This window comes from Streptomyces sp. NPDC030799, from assembly GCF_055572255.1.
Window position 1 is genome coordinate 210,295 of record NZ_JBVIDS010000017.1, and the last position, 17,461, is coordinate 227,755.

Annotated in this window: 13 protein-coding genes and 1 pseudogene; 4 read left to right on the plus strand and 10 right to left on the minus strand. The window is 68.6% G+C overall.

Annotated features, from left to right (window positions below; genetic code table 11):
- Nucleotides 1-43: 43 nt before the first annotated feature.
- From ACZ41I_RS35970 to ACZ41I_RS36010, 9 genes and pseudogenes are all read right to left on the minus strand, one after another.
- Entirely contained in the window at nt 44-889 is an 846-nt protein-coding gene (locus tag ACZ41I_RS35970; RefSeq protein WP_468327136.1) for a carbohydrate ABC transporter permease, read from the minus strand.
- Entirely contained in the window at nt 886-1,872 is a 987-nt protein-coding gene (locus tag ACZ41I_RS35975; protein ID WP_468516081.1) for a carbohydrate ABC transporter permease, read from the minus strand. Before ACZ41I_RS35975 ends, ACZ41I_RS35970 begins: the two co-directional genes overlap by 4 nt.
- 6 nt (nt 1,873-1,878) lie before the next feature.
- The gene (locus ACZ41I_RS35980) at nt 1,879-3,213 is read right to left on the minus strand and encodes an extracellular solute-binding protein (RefSeq protein WP_468516082.1); all 1,335 of its coding nucleotides are present in this window, start codon (nt 3,211-3,213) and stop codon (nt 1,879-1,881) included.
- 126 nt (nt 3,214-3,339) lie between these two features.
- On the minus strand, nt 3,340-4,401 hold the full coding sequence (locus ACZ41I_RS35985; RefSeq protein ID WP_356317929.1) for a LacI family DNA-binding transcriptional regulator: 1,062 nt from the start codon (nt 4,399-4,401) through the stop codon (nt 3,340-3,342).
- Between the two features lie 125 nt (nt 4,402-4,526).
- Nucleotides 4,527-5,528 carry an acetylxylan esterase gene (locus ACZ41I_RS35990; RefSeq protein WP_468516083.1) on the minus strand — a complete coding sequence of 334 codons (1,002 nt, stop codon included), beginning with the start codon at nt 5,526-5,528 and terminating at the stop codon, nt 4,527-4,529.
- A gap of 71 nt (nt 5,529-5,599) precedes the next feature.
- Nucleotides 5,600-7,576, minus strand: coding sequence for an alpha-glucuronidase (locus tag ACZ41I_RS35995; RefSeq protein WP_468516084.1), 1,977 nt, complete (start codon nt 7,574-7,576; stop codon nt 5,600-5,602).
- A gap of 236 nt (nt 7,577-7,812) precedes the next feature.
- A complete protein-coding gene (locus ACZ41I_RS36000; RefSeq protein ID WP_468516085.1) occupies nt 7,813-8,592 on the minus strand; it encodes a glycoside hydrolase family 30 beta sandwich domain-containing protein in 780 nt (259 codons plus the stop codon).
- A gap of 106 nt (nt 8,593-8,698) precedes the next feature.
- Nucleotides 8,699-9,268 (minus strand): annotated as a pseudogene (locus tag ACZ41I_RS36005) (glycoside hydrolase); the annotation flags it as partial.
- 514 nt (nt 9,269-9,782) lie between these two features.
- Entirely contained in the window at nt 9,783-11,207 is a 1,425-nt protein-coding gene (locus tag ACZ41I_RS36010; protein ID WP_468516086.1) for a non-reducing end alpha-L-arabinofuranosidase family hydrolase, read from the minus strand.
- 757 nt (nt 11,208-11,964) lie between these two features.
- Here ACZ41I_RS36010 and ACZ41I_RS36015 point away from each other — a divergent pair.
- From ACZ41I_RS36015 to arfA, 3 genes are all read left to right on the plus strand, one after another.
- Nucleotides 11,965-13,395, plus strand: coding sequence for an endo-1,4-beta-xylanase (locus tag ACZ41I_RS36015; protein ID WP_468516087.1), 1,431 nt, complete (start codon nt 11,965-11,967; stop codon nt 13,393-13,395).
- A gap of 91 nt (nt 13,396-13,486) precedes the next feature.
- Nucleotides 13,487-13,918, plus strand: a complete 432-nt coding sequence (locus tag ACZ41I_RS36020) for a carbohydrate ABC transporter permease (RefSeq protein WP_468516088.1) — start codon at nt 13,487-13,489, stop codon at nt 13,916-13,918.
- Nucleotides 13,919-14,209: 291 nt separating this feature from the next.
- Nucleotides 14,210-15,736 (plus strand): arabinosylfuranosidase ArfA, encoded by a 1,527-nt coding sequence (gene arfA, locus ACZ41I_RS36025; RefSeq protein WP_468516089.1) that lies wholly within the window; start codon nt 14,210-14,212, stop codon nt 15,734-15,736.
- A gap of 341 nt (nt 15,737-16,077) precedes the next feature.
- Here arfA and ACZ41I_RS36030 read toward each other — a convergent pair whose 3' ends face one another.
- Complete coding sequence (locus ACZ41I_RS36030; RefSeq protein ID WP_468516110.1) at nt 16,078-16,464, minus strand: Imm21 family immunity protein; 387 nt, start codon at nt 16,462-16,464, stop codon at nt 16,078-16,080.
- Between the two features lie 400 nt (nt 16,465-16,864).
- Here ACZ41I_RS36030 and ACZ41I_RS36035 point away from each other — a divergent pair, with 400 nt between their 5' ends.
- Nucleotides 16,865-17,449, plus strand: a complete 585-nt coding sequence (locus tag ACZ41I_RS36035; protein WP_468516111.1) for a hypothetical protein — start codon at nt 16,865-16,867, stop codon at nt 17,447-17,449.
- Nucleotides 17,450-17,461 lie beyond the last annotated feature (12 nt).

A 17,461-nucleotide genomic window follows, 5' to 3' on the forward strand; every position in this document is an offset into this window, starting at 1 on the left:
CAAGTGCGGTGGAAAGTTGGCCGGTTGATGGGTGACGGCGCTGTCAGCCCTTGGTTGCGCCCATCGTGATGCCGCCGATCAACTGCCGTTCGGCCACCGCGTAGAAGCCGAGCGCGGGCACCATGGCGAGGACGAGGTACGCGAAGACGCGGGCGATGTCTGCGGCGTACTGGCCTTGGAACTGCTGGACGCCGACGGGGATCGTCCACCAGGTGGGTTCGCTGAAGACGAGCAGCGGGAGCAGGAAGTTGTTCCAGCTGCCGACGATGGCGAGGACGGAGACAGTGCCGAGCGCGGGCCGCGCCATCGGCAGCAGGATCCGCCAGAAGAAGCCGAACGGGGAGCAGCCGTCGAGCGTGGCGGCCTCCTCCAGCTCGCCGGGGATCTCCCGGAAGAAGCCGCGCAGGATGACGATGGTCATGGGCAGACCGAACGCGGCCTGTGGCAGGATCACGCCCCACGGGTTGTCGAGCAGCCCGAATGTGCGCAGCAGGATGAACAGCGGCAGGATGGCCACGGCGAACGGGAACATCAGCCCGACGGCGAAGAGAGTAAACATCAACTCCCTTCCTTTGAAGGCGAACCGGGCGAGCGCGAACGCCGCGAGCGCGGCGGTGCCGACGGTGAGGGCCGTGGTGCCTACGGCGACCAGCGTGGACGAGCCGAGCATCCGCCAGAACGAGCTGTCGGCCAGGATGTCCGTGTAGTTGGACACGACCCAGGGCGAGGGCAGCCCGAAGGCGTTCTGGGAGAGCTGGTCGGTGGACTTGAAGCCGGACACCAGTGCGTACAGCAGCGGGGTGACCATGACGACGCCGACCAGCCACACGATGACGTACAGCGGTGTGGAGCGCAGCCGCCGGCGGGCTGCGGGGATCAGGCCGCTCATCGGTTGCCTCGCATGGTGGTGAGGGCTCCTTCGGTGTCACGGCGCAGCACGAACCGCTGGTAGGCCAGGGCGAAGACGAGGCTGATGAGGAACATGGCGATGCTCATCGCGCTGGCATAGCCGATCTGGTAGCGCTTGAAGCCGAACTGGAAAAGGGTGACGGCCATCGTCTCGGAGTGGTGGTCGGGGCCGCCCTGGGTGGTGACCCACACCAGGTCGAAGAGCTGGATGGCGCCGATCACGGACAGGAAGACGCTGATGCGGATGGTCGGTCCGAGCAGCGGCAGGGTGATGTTGCGGAAGCGCTGCCAGGGACCTGCGCCGTCGATCCGGGCCGCCTCGTGCAGCTCGGCGGGGATGCCCTGCAGGCCGGCCAGGTACAGCATCATGTGGAAGCCGAAGTACTTCCACATCATGACGAGGAACAGGGTGGGCAGCACCCAGTCCTGGTCGGCGAACCAGAGACCGCCGAGGCTGTCGAGGCCGATCGAGCCGAGCACCTTGTCGGCGAGTCCGTCGTCCGGCGCGAAGATCATGGAGAACAGGACGCCGGTGATGACCTCGGACAGGACGTACGGCGCGAAGAACAGCATCCGGTAGACAGCACGGCCACGCAGCTTCTGGTTGAGCAGGACGGCCATGGCGAGCGCGAACGGAAGCTGCAGGCCGACGGAGAACACGACCAGGAGCAGGCCGCGCCACAGGTCGCCGAGGAAGACCGGGTCGTCGAACAAGCGGGTGTAGTTGTCGGTGCCGACGAAGTCCGAAGGCGTTCCGAATCCGCCCCAGTTGAAGAAGCTGATGTACAGCGCGTAGAGGATCGGCGTGAGGACGAACAGGGCGAACAGAACGAGGGCGGGCACGGTGAAGGAGAAGGCGGTCAGCCAGTTCCGGACCCGGCGCACCAGCGGGCGCCGGTTGTGTGCCGGTGCCGCCGGTTCCTTGGCGAGAGCGGGTGCCTCGTTGATCTGGGTCGAGGTCATCGTGGACTACTGGCTCTTGGCGACCTGGGTGATGGAACGCGCCACCTGCTCGGGCGACTTGGCGCCGGCGATGAGGGCGGCGACCGAGTCGTTGACCTCCTGACCGACGGCAGGCGGGTAGGCCTGGTCGAGGTAGAGCTGGAATCCGGTCGCCTTGTCCAGGGCGGCGGAGACGAGCTTGAGGTTGGGATCGGTGAGGGAGCCGGTGGCGTCCTTCACGACGGGCATCATCGAGCCCTTGGACACGAGGATCTTGTCGGACTCGGTCGACAAGAAGAACTTCAGGAAGTCGACGGCCGCCTTGGGCGCGCCCTTGCGCACGGCGTAGCCGCCGCCTCCGCCGAAGATGTCGGTTGCGGCGCCCTTGCCTCCCGCGACGGTCGGGAAGGTGAAGAACCCGAGGTCCTCGCCGATGCCCTTGCCCGCGTCGGCCTGCACGACCGGCGCCCACTGGCCCATCAGCTCCATCGCGGCCTTGCCGTTGCCCATGGCCGCGGCCTCGCCGTTGGGCGTGGAGTACGCGGCGCCGAGGAAGCCCTTCTGGAACGGCTGAAGGGCGATGAGCTCCTTGAGGCGTTCACCGGCCTTGACGAAGTCGTCGCCGGTGAAGTCCTTGGCGTCGGCGGCCTTCTGCATGCCGTCGACACCGGCGATACGCATCGCCAGGTAGGCCCAGAAGTACATGCCGGGCCACTTCTCCTTGCCCGCCAGGGCGATGGGCGTGATCCCGGCGCTTTTCAGCTTCTTCACGGCGTCCAGGTAGTCGTCCCAGGTGGCGGGCGGGGACGGGATACCGGCCTGCTTGAAGAGCGCCTTGTTGTACCAGAAGCCGACGCCGCCGATGTCGAAGGGCATCGCGTACGACTTGCCGTCGAACTCGTAGGCCTTTGCGGAGACCCCGACGAGGGTGCCGGCCATGGGCTTGACGGTGTCGGTGAGGTCCTCGACGAGGCCCGCGTCGATCTGCTGCTTGAGAACGCCGCCACCCCACGTGTGGTAGATGTCCGGAAGCTTTCCGGAACTGGTCAGCGCCGTCATCTTCGACTTGTAGGCATCGTTCTCCAGCGTGACGAGCTTGATGTGCACGTCGGGGTGCTCGGCCTCGAACGCCTTGGCCCGCTCGGGCCAGACACTCTTGGACGGCTCGGTGGTCTGGATGTTCCACCACTCCACGACAGTACGACCCTTGCTGTCCGTAGTGCGTGAGTCGGAGTCCGAGCAGGCGGACAGACCGGCCGCGCCCAGGCCCGCCGCTGTCGCGGTCCCCAGGAACCGGCGGCGGGAGAAGGCAGATGACGCGGCGCTGGAGGCGATTGCAGCGGCACGGTCGACGGTTGACATGGCGCACCTTCCGGAAGTTCCACGAAAACTTATCGGGACATGGCCACGCAAGTTACGGGCACGCGTCGGGGGTGTCAACGCCCTTAACAAAATGGGCCGTTGACACCCCCGGAGTGCTATCTTCCGCTACGCCCGGCGCGGCGGCGCGGTGCTCGCCCGGACCACCAGCTCAGTGGCGAGTTCCACACGTGGTGACGCGGGTACGACGGACCGGGCCAGGTCCAGTACGACCCGTGCCGCCAGCTTGCCCATGTCGGAGAGCGGCTGGCGGACCGTCGTCAGAGGCGGCGACGCCCAGCGCATCTCCGGCAGATCGTCGAAACCGACGACGCTCATGTCCTCGGGCACACGCAGCCCTCGGCGGCGCAGTGCCTCCATCGCGCCGAGCGCCATCTGATCACTGGCCGCGAACACGGCGGTCGGCGGGTCGTCCAGGTCGAGCAACTGGTTGCAGCCGGTGAACCCGGACTCGTGGTAGAAGTCGCCGGGCACGATCAGCTCGCCGTCGACCGGTACTCCGGCGACGTCGAGCGCGGCCCGGTAGCCGTCGAGTCTGGCCCGTGAGCACATCAGGCGGGACGGACCCTCGATGAAGCCGATCCTGCGGTGCCCCAGGCCCAGCAGGTACTCGGTCGCGGCCATGCCGCCCGCCCAGTTGGTGGCGCCGATGGTCGGTTCCTCGGACGCGGGCGAGCCGGCCGGGTCGATCACCACCAGCGGCACGCCCAGACGCCGCAGTTCGTCGTGGAGTCTCGGCTCCAGGACGGAGGTCACAAGAATCACGCCGTCCGACGCGCGGGCCCGTAGATTCGTCATCCACTGCCGAGCCGCGCCCGCCCGGTTGTGGATCGCGGAGACCACCGTCCCCACGCCCGACTCGTGCGTGACCTCTTCGACCCCGCGAATGATCTCCACGGCCCAGGGGCTGTCGAGGTCGTTGAAGACCAGGTCGAGCAGAACCGGCCGGGCACCGGGGGCGGGCGGGCGGCGCCGGTAGCCGTGCCGTTGCAGCAGGTCCTCGACCCTCGCCCGGGTGGCAGGCGACACGTCCGAACGTCCGTTGACGACCCGTGAGACGGTCGGCACTGAGACCCCGGCCTCCCGCGCGATCTCGGTGATCGTCACCTTGGCCGGCCCGTCCGAGCTCCGCGTGGCTGTCTTGTGCTGGGCGCCGTCCGGGGCCACCATCCCCACCTCCGTAGCTCTGCGTCCGGAAAACCTCCGGGCATCTTCCGGAAAGCGTAGAACATGCCACCGGCCTGCTCGCGGTCGAGGCAGCGTCCGTCCGGCTCGTCGAACGTGCGGGCTCGAATCTACGCCTGTCCGCCGTCCAGCACCGCGTGCAGCCAGGCAAGTTGCCGCCGCGTATGCGTGGCGTCCCCGTGCTCGTGCCCGTTGAACGGATACGCGTGGATCTCCCGCGCGGGATCGCGGCCGGTCAGCTCGCCGTAGCGGTGGTATGCGGCGTACGCGCCACTGGGTGGGCAGACCATGTCGCGCAGGCCGACCCCGAAGTGGGCGGGAGCGTACGCGCGGCGCGCAAAGGAGATCCCCTCGACGTACGCCAGCGTCCGGTACGCGGCCCTCTCGGCGCCCCGGTGCACGGCCAGATAGGCGGCGACCTCTCCGTAGGGTCCGTCGTCGGTGAGGTCCAGGGCGCGCCGGATGCCGCACAGCAGCGGCGCGCTGACCAGCACGGCCGCCAGATCCGGGACGAGTCCCGCGACCGCGAGGGCCACTCCCCCGCCTTGACTGTTGCCGACGGCCGCGACCCGGTCCGCGGCGACACCGGGCAGCGCGCGCAGCGCGGCGACGGAGCACACCGCGTCGGTGATCAGCCGCCGGTAGTGGTGGTCGTGCGGGTCGAGGATGCCGCGCACGATGGCGCCGGGGCCACCGGGCGCGCTCGCGTGCGGGTCGGGGGTCGCGCCGCCGCTGCCGTACTGGTCGCCCTGGCCGCGGTTGTCCATGAGCAGGTGTGCGTATCCGGCGTTCGCCCAGGTGAGCCGCTCGTGCGGGAGGCCGCGGCCGCGCCCGTACCCGGCGAACTCCACGACGGCGGGCAAGAGTTGGCCGTCCGTGCCGGCAGGCCGGGTGTACCAGGCGCTGATCGGGTCGCCGGCGAATCCGCGGAACGTCACGTCCCATGTCTCGACGAGCCGCAGCCCGCTGTCGATCCGTTCGGCACTGACGACCGGCTGCGGATGCTCGGCGGCTTTCAAGGTGGTCTGCCAGAAGGTGTCGAAGTCGGCGGGTTCGTCGAGGGGTGGGCGGTAACGTTCGAGCTGGTCCAGGGGGAGATCGACGGCGGGCACGGACACCTCACACGGGTCTGGGAGCCGACTTCCTCATGTGCGAAACTCATTGGCCGGGATCGGGTGCGGCTTCAGTAGATGCACCTGCCGTGCGCGTCCGGCACCCCGGACTTGCGCAGGAAGTAGCTGTTGACCTGGTCCCGCCACTCGCGGGCGCAGCGCAGCTGCTCCTCGTACAGCTCGGTCACCCGAGTGTGCCGGGCGGGCGAGACCAGGCCGGCGAGTGCGGCCCAGACCTCGCGGGCAGCCTCGACCTCCTCGACTCCCTCGAAATGAGTGTCGTAGATGTGCTGCACGACGGTCTTGCCGCTGTGCAGCACATGCCTGTACGACACATGGTGGAAGAAGAGCAGCAGCTCGTCGGGGCAGCTCTCCACCCGCTCGTACGTGTCCGCCCACGGCTTCGCGTACTGCCCGGAGTATCCGGTGCCGGTGGCCCGGCTGCGGTCGACGCCGATGCCGTCGCGGTCGGCGAAGTGGTACGTCCCCCATGTGCTGTACTCGTAGCCGTCGACGCTCGGCCCGTAGTGGTGTCCGGGCTGCACCATGAAGCCGACGCCGAGGGGTGCGGTGTACTTCTCGTACGTGGCCCAGGAACCGTGCAGCACCGCCCGAAGCCCAGAGCCCAGCCGCTCGGGGTCACCGGATAGATCCGGCGTGAACGTCAACCCCACCCACTCGTCGATGAGTTGAGCTGTATCCGCGGTCGGGTCCCAGGCGAGGCGGCCATAGGTGTAGAGGTTGGCCTGGGCAAGGGGGTGGCCGGTCCAGAAGGGGTCGTCACCGACGTTCGCCACCGCCACGAGGCCTCCTCCGGTAACGAGTTGCCCGACCGTGGGGCCGCCCTCCCCCTCCGGCCGGAAGGCGAGTACCTGGGACCACATCGGCGCGAGCGCGCAGACATGCCGCTGCTGGCCCGTGTACTCCTGCGTGACCTGCAGCTCGACGGCGACGCGGGTGCGGGGCAGGGCGCCGATCACGGGCGAGACGGGTTCGCGGACCTGGAAGTCCATCGGCCCGTGCTTGACCTGAAGGATGACGTTGTCCGCGAACTGACCGTCCAGCGGGGCGAAATGGTCGTACGCGGCGCGCGCCCGGTCTGTCGAGCGGTCGCGCCAGTCCTGTCGGTGGTCGTAGACGAAAGCGCGCCAATGGACGGTGCCGCCGTGCCGCGCGAGCGCGCCGGCCAGGAGGTTCGCGCCGTCGGCATGGCTGCGTCCGTAGGCGAACGGGCCCGGCTGCCCCTCCGAATCGGCCTTGACGACGAAACCGCCGAAGTCGGGGACCAGCGCGTAGACCCGGTCGGTCGCCTCGCGCCACCACGCACGCACACCCTCGTCGAGCGGATCGGCAGTGTCCAGATCGCCGAGCTGGAGGGGTGCGGCGAAGTTCACGGAGAGGTGGGTTCGGATGCCGTACGGCCTCAACTCGGCCGCAATGGCCGCCACTTCCACGAACCGCTCGGTGAGCAGGCGGGTCTCGCTCGCGTGGACGTTGACGTTGTTGACCGCGAGCGCGTTGATGCCGCAGGAGGCGAGCAGCCTTGCGTACGCGCGGATCCTGGAGAGGTCACCTCGCGCCCGTCCGTCCCGCCAGAACAGCGAGCCGCCCGCATAGCCTCGCTCGACCTGCCCCATGACGGGATGCACGTCGACGTTGTCCCAGTGGTCCAGCATGCGCAGGGCGAGGGCGGGGCGGTGGGTCTCGTCGGGGCCTTCCGTGAACGCGGCCTCGCCGATCCGTACGATGTGGAAGAAACCGTGGAGGAGCCCGGCCGGGGCGGCGGCGGTGACGGTGGTGTGCCGCGCGGTCCGTGTCACCGTGAACCCCTCGGGACCTTCGTCACCGCCGGCGACCACCTTCAGCAGCAGGTCGCACGCCGCGTCGCCCGCGTCATCGCTGCCACCGAACTCCCGGCACGCACGGCCGACTTCTGCCCGTACGGTGTCGACGACCAGTCCTTCGCCGCGCACGCACACCCGCCGTGTCCCCACGCCGCGCAGTGCCTCGTCAGGCAGCCAGGCAGGATCTATTTCGTCGGTGGTCATGACGCCGCCGCCTCAAGGGCCATGATGCCGAGAACGCCCTCGACGGCTCCGGGATCGCTGCTGGTCATTTCGGGGCGGATCCTTCCTGTACGTCCGGCGTCGAAGGTGAGGACAGTCGGTTCGCGGAGTGGTTGTGCTCGTCACCGTCCCCCGACTGTTCAGCACAGTTCGCCTGCTTCTTCCTCAGGACGGCACTCGACGCCGGCCTGTCGCCTCAGCCCGGGGGCGAACCGGTGTCAGCCCTGGGACCGGCCCGGATCCAGGACCACGGTGACGACCGAACGTGCCGGGAGTTTCGCCGTCAGATGTCCGTCCGCGACCTGTGCGAGGCCCTCCACCGCCCTCGTGTCGTGATCGCCGTCAGTGAGGTATCCCGTCGCCTGCTCTCCCTTCGCCGCCTTCAGAGCCATGTCCGTCGTCGTGGCCTGGGCACCGGTGTTGATGAGGACAGCCACGTCGGTCGCGTCCGTGTTCCGGTACGCCGACGCGAGCACCGCCTCGTCGCCAGAGGAGGCCTCCACGCGGACTGCGCCGGGACGGATGAACCGGCTGAACGCGGTCATCGCCCGCAGCCGTGTGGAGACCATGTAGCTGTCGCCGTCCATGCGGATGAGCGCGCCGGTGTCGCCGATCGAGGCTCCGAGCCAGAAGAGGTAGGCGGAGGCGTCGGCCTGGGCGAGGGCATTGTGGATGTTCTCGGCCACGTACAGACCGGCCGCGTTCGTGCCGTCGTCCCACTTGCTCGGCCAGACGCCGCTGCCCGCCCACTCCGACATCCACGCCGGCTTGTCACTGTTGATCAGCGGGCTGGTGGCGGCGGAGGCATAGCCGTGGGCGCTGTACGCGGCCACCTCCTTCTCGGCAGCCGGGTCGGCCGCGATGGCGGCCGCGTACGCCTTCCCCTGGTTCCAGCCGAAGCTGTCGCAGCAGTACAGCTTGGTGCCGGGGGCCTCGGCGCGCAGCACCGGGCCGATCGCCTTCACCGCATCGGCGGCCTGTGCGGGGGTGAAGAGCATGGAGGCGTACGACGCCTTCCAGTCGGGCTCGTTGGTGAAGGTTCAGGTCGGTGACGAGGATACCCTCTCGCTTGTAGAATTTCACGTACTGGGCGAGGTACTTGCCGTACGCGGTGCGCCAGTCGCCGGTTGCGCAGTCGGTGCCGACGACTCCGCACAGGGTGCCGCCGTTCGAGTCGGAGTTGTTGTCCTTCATGTACGCGGGGGCGCTCCACGCATCCGCGATGAACCGCTTCACCCCGTACTTCCGGGCCTCCTTGGCGAGCCAGACCTGGCCGCCATCTTTTCCGTCCCAGGTGTATGTCAGCGGATCGTCTGGGCTCGCGGGCGCGTTCGGGGCGATGGTCCGCATGTGGTCGTACACCTCGTCCGTGGACGAGCCGACGCCGAGGCGCAGCATGCTCAGGCCCGCGCCGTCCTCCCGCGAGAAGAGCAGCTTGACGATCTCGTCGCCCTTCTTTGCAGACAGGCCCTTCAGGCCGTGGATGACGGCGGCGCGCTGGAAGGCCTGCGAGACGCCGAAGCCGTCGATGCGCTGGTGGCGTGCCGAGAAGTCGATGCTTCCGGGCGCGGTGTCGGCGCCTGCCGGGGCTCCGGGCAGGGCGAGCGCGGCCGAGGCCAGCGTCAGGGCGGAGGCGAGCAGGATGAGGCGGCGGGGCCCGAGCTTCGACGGCATCCATGTGCTCCCGTAGTCCGGTGAACCTGCGGTTCCAGAGGGGCGTGCGGTGCGGTGGGTGGTAGACGTACGTCGTGCTCCAGGTACCGTCGCCAGCGGCGACCAATCTGTCAAGGCGCTTAACAAATTCGATCCGAGGTCGTCAGTGTGCTGGTTGGAATCCTGCTGCGGCTGCGGCTTCCCTCGCGCCCCGAGGACGCGTCCTGGCCGAGTGCGGAAGAAGCGGCCGCGCTCACCCGCGCCGCCGCCGAAGCCGCCCCGTCGCAGCCCGCCCCAGTCTCAACGTCACAGCGGCGCTGACGAACCGACCATCCTGCTCAGCGCTGCACTGACGGCGGCGGAGCACAGGGGCCGCGACAACGGCACCGGGGGCGGGAGGAACCCCAGCTGACGCACGGCTGGGGTTCCTCGGGGCGGTGCGTATCGGTCAGCACATGGAGTCACCCACTCCGTGAACCGCTCGTCCACGCGTCGGCGGACCGCATCACATCGCGATCGCCATGGATCAGACGGTTCAGCGCTGCAGGGTGAGGACGCCCGGCCGCCACGGCAGCTGGTCGTACGGGCCGCCCGCGGTGGGGGACTTGCCCTGGTAGAGGAACTGCAGGTGGCAGGGGTCGATGGTCATGGTCTGGTCGGGGTTGGTGCGGACCAGGTCGCCGTGGCTGATGTCGTTGGTCCAGGTGGCACCGCTGTTGGCCTTGCCCGCGAAGGGGTTGCTCTCGCTGCCGGCCTGCGGGGTCCAGGAACCGCTCAGGCTGGAGGCCGTGAAGGAGCGGAAGTAGCGCTGCTCATTCGCACCCCGAGCCTCGACGATCATGAGGTACTGGTTCTGCCCCTGGACCTTGTAGACCTGCGGCGCCTCGAACAGGTTGTTCGTCGTGTCGCTCATGACCGTCGTGTACGACGAGCCGAAACTGCCCGGGAAGTTGCCGATCGGCATGCTCGCTCGGTAGATCTTGCCGTTGTCACCGGCGAAGAACAGGTACATGTTCTGGCCGTCAGCGATCAGTGTCTGGTCGATCGGGCCGGTGGCGGAGCCGGAGATGCTGCCGGTGAACAGCGGCTGCGGCGCGGACCAGCCGTTGGGGTTGGTGGGGTCGCTCGACGTGCGGTAGATGAAGGGCCACGCACCCCACTGGTACGCCAGCACCCAGATGTTCTTGGGCGCGAAGTAGAACAGCGTGGGCGCCACCGCGGCCTGGCTCATCCCGGTCTGGCCGGCCGACGCCATGTCCGACCAGGTCGTGAAGGGCTTGAACATCATCGAGCCGTACGACGACCCCGAGACGTTCGACGCGTAGACCAGGTGCTTGCCGTTGTGCGTCACGGTGGTGAAGTCCTTGACCGCCGTCCACCCGTTCGCCGGCTGCGCCAGCACACCCGACGACGTCCACCGGTACGTCGAGGGGAGGGAACATGAGCCGTCCGTCGGCGTCCCGGTCAGGCCGGTCCACTTCTGGTTGCTGCCGCCGTTGCACGTCCAGATCTCCACCGCCGTGCCGTTGGCGGTACCCGAGCCCGTCACGTCCAGGCACAGCCCGGACTCCACGCCGACGACCGTGCCGTCGGAGTTCACCCGCCACTGCTGGTTCGCACCCCCGCTACAGGTCCAGATCTGAACCCGGGTACCGGCCGCGGTGGCGTGACCCGGCACATCCAGGCACTTGTTGCCGTACACGGTGAGCTGGTTGTTGTCCGTGAACGTCCACTGCTGGTTGGTCCCGCCCGAGCAGTCCCAGATCTGCAGGTACATGCCGTCGGCCTGGCTGGAGTTCGGCACATCGAGACACCGGCCGGAACCAACACCGCGCAAGGCGCCACTCGAAGCCGCCTGAGCCGGGGCAGCGACGAGCATCGCCGCCAACGCGACCAGCACCGCAACCAAGGCGCCGAGCACCACAGACGGATGCCTGCGGCTGAAACTTCCACTGTGCATGCGGACTTCCTCAACCTTGAGTAGATGTTTCCGGGTGGCCTCGTCAGAGGCTGTCCGGACTGTCGGTGTGATGCGATGTGCAGCGGTAGGACTCGGTGCGGCTCCTTGCGGCTCTGCGTTGGGGCGGTGTGACCCGGAGTTGCCCGGCTTTGCGATGCAGCACTCCGAGGCGTTCGCAATGCCGAACAAAGGCCGAAGTATCGAGCAACCTGCATGATAGGGAACCGGTGAACGGCGTCAACGCTTCTCGCATGCATCGCTACCGACGTCGAAACATTTGACAGGCCCCCATGCGTGCCGACACCCGGAAGGTCGTGTCTCCAGCGTCCGTGACACACCGGTTCCCCGAGCGCCGTCGCGCTCGACGGCGCGGGGGTTCGCCGTTCGACTCACCCGTTCCGAAAGTTTCGGGCTAGAACAGAAACTTTTTCTGCGGTGAGTATTGACGATCCATCGTCATTGTTTCAACATCCCTGTCTGAGACACCGGCTGTGGTTCACAATGTCGAACCACCTCGGCCCGGCGGATCCGTACTGACCGCCAGTTCCACGCACAGCCGCACGACAGATACGCGCAGCACAGCACCTGCGCCACCCCGTTTCGTTCCGGTGAGGTTCGCACCAGCGCATCCCGGCTCTTCGTGCAGTTGGAGAGGTACGCGACGCCACGTGGCGGTCCCCCGGTGCCGAGTGGGAACGGACCACGCTTTCCTCTCCGCTTTCAGTCATTCCATGATTTCTACCTTGGAGGCACCGTCATGGGCTTGTATGCCCTCCCCAGACCCGTTGTCCGCCGGAAGATCCACGGTCTGCTGTTGGCGCTGGTCGTCGGCGTCCTGGGTGCGGCCGCCGCACTGGTCACGCCGCCGGCCGCACACGCCGCCGAGAGCACGCTCGGCGCCGCGGCGGCGCAGAGCGGCCGCTACTTCGGCACCGCCATCGCCTCGGGCAGGCTGGGCGACTCGGCGTACACGTCGATCGCGAGCCGTGAGTTCAACATGGTGACAGCCGAGAACGAGATGAAGATCGACGCCACCGAACCGCAGCGGGGCCAGTTCAACTTCACCTCCGCCGATCGCGTCTACAACTGGGCGGTGCAGAACGGCAAGCAGGTGCGCGGTCACACCCTGGCCTGGCACTCCCAGCAGCCCGGCTGGATGCAGAGCCTCAGCGGCAGCACACTGCGCCAGGCGGTGATCGACCACATCAACGGCGTGATGGGCCACTACAAGGGCAAGATCGCCCAGTGGGACGTCGTGAACGAGGCCTTTGCCGACGGCAGTTCGGGAGCCCGGCGCGACTCCAACCTGCAGCGCACCGGCAACGACTGGATCGAGGTCGCCTTCCGCACCGCGCGTGCCGCCGACCCGGCCGCCAAGCTCTGTTACAACGACTACAACATCGAGAACTGGACTTGGGCCAAGACCCAGGCCGTGTACGCCATGGTCCGGGACTTCAAGCAGCGCGGCGTGCCGATCGACTGTGTCGGCTTCCAGTCGCACTTCAACAGCGGCAGCCCCTACAACAGCAACTTCCGCACCACCCTGCAGAACTTCGCCGCCCTCGGCGTCGACGTGGCCATCACCGAACTCGACATCCAGGGCGCCCCGGCGTCGACCTACGCCGACGTGACCAACGACTGCCTGGCCGTCCCGCGCTGCCTCGGCATCACCGTCTGGGGTGTGCGCGACACCGACTCCTGGCGATCGGGGGACACGCCGCTGCTGTTCAACGGCGACGGCAGCAAGAAGCCCGCCTACACGGCCGTCCTCAACGCACTCAACGGCGGCTCCACGACGCCCCCTGCGGGTTCCGGACAGATCAAGGGCGTCGGTTCCGGCCGCTGCCTGGACGTACCGAACGCCGGCACCACCGACGGCACCCAGCTCCAGCTGTGGGACTGCCACAGCGGCACCAACCAGCAGTGGACGTACACCGACGCCGGCGAGCTCAGGGTCTACGGCAACAAGTGCCTGGACGCGGCCGGCACCGGCAACGGCTCCAAAGCCCAGATCTACGGCTGCTGGGGCGGCGACAACCAGAAATGGCGCCTCAACTCCGACGGGTCGATCGTCGGCGTCCAGTCCGGCCTCTGTCTCGACGCCGTCGCAGCAGGCACCGCCAACGGCACCCTGATCCAGCTCTACTCCTGCTCGAACGGCAGCAACCAACGCTGGACCCGCACCTGATGGCACTGCAACCGAAAGGGTGAATCGATGACGGCCTACGGTGCGGCTTCCGGATTTCTCCACCTACACTCGGGGCCTCCACCAGGTCCCGGTGCTCGCGGCGTTCGCGAACACCCTCTACGTCACGGCGCTCTCGGTGGGCCTGACGGTGCTGATCGATGCCATGGCCGCCTACGCCCTGACGATGCGGCCCACGAAGGTCAACCGGCGTTTCGGCAAACTCCTGCTGCTCGCGTTCGTCGTGCCCGCCCAGTGCACGCTCATCCCGGCCTGCCAGATCTTCGTCAAACTGGGCCTGGTCAACAGCCTGAACGGACTCGTCCTCGTCTACAGCGGCGGATCTGTCTTCTGCTGGTTCGTCATCCAGGGCTACATGGCCACCCTGCCGTTCGAGGTCATCGAGGCCGCCCGGCTGGACGGCTGCGGTCCGTGGCAGATCTTCTGGCGGGTCGTGCTGCCGCTGATCCGGCCCATCCTGGCCACCGTCGCAGTCTTCCAGACGATGTGGGGCCGGCCTTCCTGACCCTCAGCGTCATGGCACTGGTCCCCATGGTGATCTTCTTCCTCGCCCTACAACGCCACATCATGTCCGGCCTGCTCAGCGGCGCAGTCAAGGGCTGAGCGCACAGCCCGCTTTGCACCCCTGACCGATCCGTCGCCGCCTCACCGGCCGGTGCGCCCGGCGCGCCCTCTCCTCGCGTTGCCGCGCTCGGTTTTCGGCGTGCGCACCGGCCTGCTCCACTCCCCGTACGGCAGGGGCCCGAACCCCTTGACCAGCGGCATCAGCCTCTCTCGACCTGTCCGAAAGGCAGCTATGTCCGACCCCGGCACCACCCCCGCACGCTTCACCCTCGACCCGGCCTTCGCCGTCGGCAGCGTCAACCCCCGTCTGTACGGATCGTTCGTCGAGCACCTCGGCCGCTGCGTCTATACCGGCGTCCACGAGCCCGGCCACCCCATGGCCGACGGGGACGGCCTGCGGCAGGACGTCCTGGAGCTGGTCCGCGAGCTCGGCGTCACCACCGTGCGCTACCCGGGCGGCAACTTCGTCTCCGGTTACCGCTGGGAGGACAGTGTCGGCCCGCGCGAGGAGCGACCCACCCGCCTGGATCTGGCCTGGAAGTCCACCGAGACCAACGAGTTCGGCCTCGGCGAGTTCATGGACTTCTGCGCCAAGACCGGCATGGAACCGATGATGGCGGTGAACCTGGGCACCCGCGGGGTGGAGGACGCCCTGCGGCTGCTGGAGTACTGCAACCACCCGGGTGGCACCGAACTGTCCGACCGCCGTGCCGCCCACGGGAGCAAGGAGCCGTACGGCATCAGGATGTGGTGTCTTGGCAACGAGATGGACGGGACCTGGCAGACGGGCCACAAGACCGCCGAGGAGTACGGCCGCATCGCCGCCGAGACCGCCCGCGCCATGCGACAGCTCGACCCGGGTCTGGAGCTGGTCGCCTGCGGCAGCTCCAGCTCCTCGATGCCGACGTTCGCCGCCTGGGAGTCGACCGTCCTGCAAGCCGCCTATGACCTCGTCGACCACGTCTCCCTGCACGCCTACTACGAGGAGATCGACGGCGACCGCGCCTCCTTCCTGGCCTCCGCCGTGGACATGGAGCACTTCATCGAGTCGGTCGTCGCCACCTGCGACCACGTCCGAGCCCGCCTCAAGGCCACCAAGCGCATCAACCTGTCGTTCGACGAGTGGAATGTCTGGTATCAGCAGCGGCCCAATCCGCACCCGGTGGAGGACTGGCAGCAGGCGTCACGCATCCTGGAGGACGTCTACACCGTCACCGACGCCGTGGTCTTCGGCTCGCTGCTCATCGCCCTGCTGCGGCACGCCGACCGGGTCACCGCTGCCTCGCTCGCCCAGCTCGTCAACGTCATCGCGCCGATCATGACCGAACCGGGCGGACCGGCCTGGCGGCAAACTACGTTCTTCCCCTTCGCGCAGGCGTCGGCGCACGGACGCGGCCGAGTCCTGCGGGTCGAGGTGGACAGCCCCACCTACCCCACCGCCCGCTTCGGCGACGTCCCGCTGCTGCACGCCACCGCCGTTACCGACGATGAGACCGGTGCCGTCACCGTCTTCGCCGTCAACCGCGGCCAGGACGCGCCCCTGCCGCTGGAGATCGACCTTCGGGGCGTCGAGGCCCCTGCCGTGGTGGAGCACCTGGTCCTGGCCGACGCCGACCCCGAGGCCCGCAACACGGCGGACCAGCCGGACCGTGTCGCCCCGCACCCCGCCACTGGCACCATCGTCACGGGCGGGGTCCTGCAGGCCGAACTCGAGCCACTCTCCTGGAACATGATCCGCCTCGCGTGTTCCGAGGGCTGACCGAAGTTGTCGCCTCTGGTCCTCGACGATTCCGCCGTCCCCATCCGCTGAGGAGACCGTATGCCCACCTTCACCCTGCACACCGGCGGTCTGGAGCTGTGCGCCCCCACGAGGTGCTGCGCATCGAGCCCTGGGCCCGCACTCGGTGCGGGTCCGCGCCGGCGGCACGGGGATCGCAACGGGTCCGCCCGGCGCGCTCGACGAGACGGCTCCGCCATCGCCGGGCAGCGAACAGACCGTCCTGGACGACGGGTCGGCCCGTCTGGTCAACGGCCGGATCACCGTTGAGGCGGACAGCCGTGGACATCCGCTTCCTGCACACCGTCACCGGCCGGGAGCTCCTAGGCGGGGAGCAGCCGCACCAGCAGGAAGGCGGCATTCTCGTCCGGCCGCACGGTCATGGACTGGGCCCGGTAGCGTCCGGGTGCCAGGTCCACGGGGAGGTACTCGCCGCTGGAGACGACCTCCTGGCCCTCGTACGAGGCGTCGGTCAGCAGGTACCGCCCGCCGGTCAGCTCGACAGTGACCTCGTCCTCCCAGCTCTCGTCACCGACGACCGCCTGCGCGACGGCGGCGGCGAGAGCCGTGTCGTCGTCCGCACAGCACCATCGCGCGAAGACCAGGTGGTCGGGCAGCCAGGTGACGGCCTGCGGCTCGCCGCCGAGCGTCAGCACGTCCCCGTGGCCCGGCAGCGGGAGGGCGTCCGCGTATTCCGAGGTGTGGTGCAGAGCCTGCTCCCACCATCACGATTCATGCGCCGGATCGTCGCACTCGCAGCTGACAGCCGGTGTGGCGCAGGGCGGGTCACGGGTCGTCGCCCTGCCGAGGCATGCGCCAGCGCCAACTCCGTTTCGCAGCCTGCGGGTCGCTCTGATCGGCGGGCGAGGGCGGTATTCGGGACGCTGATGGGACGCAGGGAATCGGAAGTGGCTGCGTCGGGCCCATCCTGTCAGCAGAAGGCGTCGGTTGCGGTGGACAGGGGTGCTCCATGCCTCCGGAGCGCAGGGCCGTTCGCCGTGACTGGCTGTGGTGGGTAGACGGCCCGACCCGGCCGCCGGCTTCACGGCCGCCTTCCACAGCAACGCCGACGGCAGCGTCCGCGTCCACGTCAAGGGAGCCGTCGACGTCGTGCTGGACCGCTGCACCCACCTCCTGACCGAAGACGGCTCCGCCCTGCTCGACGCCGAACACCGCAATGGGGGCAACGACGCCGCACAGCGCATGGGCGGTCGGGCCTGCGCGTCCTCGGCGCCGGCCCCTCGGCCACAGTCCGTTGCTGCCCGCCGACACGGCCCGCCGGCGGGCAGCAGGAGGTGTGACCGCGCCGTCGCCTTGGGGGGCGGGCGGCGCGGAGTCTTCCGCCGGTTCGATCAGCAGCGTCCCGTGGACCGTGTCTGTGCCGCGAGCGAAGCCGAAGCAGCCCGGCCACTCGGGGTTGAGCCGCCCGGAGGTGCGGGTGTGGGCCGGCAGGCCCGGCGTGTGGAGCACGGAACAGGGGCGGCGCGGAGGCGCCGAACCGTACGACCATGGTCAACGGCTCGGTGGTGGTCATCACGAGCGCGCTCCACCGCCCATCTTCCTCGCGCCGAGCCAGCCGTAGTGCTCGACGTGCTGGACGGCCTGCTGGGTCGTAGGCGAGAAGCAGCCGCCGAAGAGGCGTCGCCGGGTGCGTCGACGGCCGCCGTCCTGATGGCTGAGGAGTGCTTGTCCTGACCGGCCCGGCCC